At 34.6% G+C, this 1,395-nt stretch carries 1 protein-coding gene; it reads left to right on the forward strand.

The genetic code is table 11. The features are described from left to right. Positions 1-271: 271 nt before the first annotated feature. The gene (locus HNP25_RS21600) at positions 272-1,342 is read left to right on the forward strand and encodes an IS110 family RNA-guided transposase (protein ID WP_184137845.1); all 1,071 of its coding nucleotides are present in this window, start codon (positions 272-274) and stop codon (positions 1,340-1,342) included. The last annotated feature ends 53 nt before the right edge of the window (positions 1,343-1,395 follow it).

Below are 1,395 nucleotides of genomic sequence, written 5' to 3' on the forward strand. Positions count from 1 at the left end.
GCTCATATCTTGCAAAAGATTTTTATTTGCTTAAAAAAGTACAATTTTGTATTTACTTCAAAATGGGATAAAAAAGTAATCTGTCATATCGCTAAACACGTTCTTATCAGAATGATGTAGTCTTTGAGACAAGACTTTTTTATTTTCCTTTTAGCGTTAGAACTAAGTACACAAGGAAATTATAACTTTAATTATCCTGAATTGATGAGCAAAAACGATTAAAGGTTTCCAGTTTGTAGGTCTGTATTTTTTCATTCTAAAGTCTTTTGTTATGAAAAGTCAAGCTTTCAAATATGCCGTTGGGATAGATATTTCCAAGAGCGAGTTTCATGTTTGTTTATCTGCGATAGATAGCTTACAAAAAGTCACCATTAAAGCCTCCCGTAGTTTCACCAATGATTCTAGAGGTTTCCAAGGTTTGGCGAATTGGGTACAATCACATCACAAACAAAGTGAATTGCCCATTGTGTATTTGATGGAGGCTACTGGGGTTTACTATGAAAACCTTGCTTGGTTTCTCCATCATTTAGGTTGTCATATCACAGTCATATTGCCTAAAAAAGCCAAACATTACTTTAAAGGTATTGGCTTAAAAAGTAAAAATGACAAGATTGATGCCCGTGGATTAGCCCAAATGGCTGCTGAACAAAATCTTGATGCTTGGACACCCATAAGTCCCCAAATTGAACAATTAAGGGCTTTAACTCGACATCATCAGGTTTTTCAAGAACAAAAAACCATCTATAACAACCAAATTCATGCCATTGAGCATAGCCATTACCAAGATGAATTAATCTTAGATGACTTGCGAGAAGTGGTGAATCTCATTGACCAAAAACTTAAGGCTATTAAAAAGAAAATAGACAAAGTTGTAGAAGAAGACTCTTTCTTAAAAGAGAAATTTTCTTTGGTTTTACCAATCAAAGGCGTTGGTTTATTAACCATTGCCACCATCGTTGCGGAAACCAATGGTTTTGAGTTTTTTGAAAACCAAAGACAATTAACTTCCTATGCTGGTTATGATGTCACAGAACGGCAATCTGGGAAATATGCTGGGAAACAGGCTATTTCCAAACAAGGTAATGCACGAATAAGAAAAGTACTGTGCATGCCCGCTTTTAATGTCGTCAGATTTCAAGAAAAATCTTTTGCCAATTTATTTGAACGAGTTTATCAAAGAACGAATTTAAAAATGAAAGCCTACGTTGCCGTACAAAGAAAAATATTAGTACTTATCTATGCCCTATGGAAAAAAAACGAAACATACGACCCAAATAAAGTAGCCCCGACTAGCGAGGCTACACTGGATGAAGTTGCAAAGCAACCTCTCCTTCAAGAATAGCAAATATAAAAATAATTATAATCAAATAATAGGATTTTAAGACAGTACCTCAA

Source organism: Arcicella rosea (genome assembly GCF_014204325.1).
Lineage (GTDB): Bacteria > Bacteroidota > Bacteroidia > Cytophagales > Spirosomataceae > Arcicella > Arcicella rosea_A.

Excerpts from the sequence above, each read along its gene's own strand:
- HNP25_RS21600 (WP_184137845.1), top strand. The coding sequence starts at position 272 with ATGAAAAGTCAAGCTTTCAAATATGCCGTTGGGATAGATATTTCCAAG.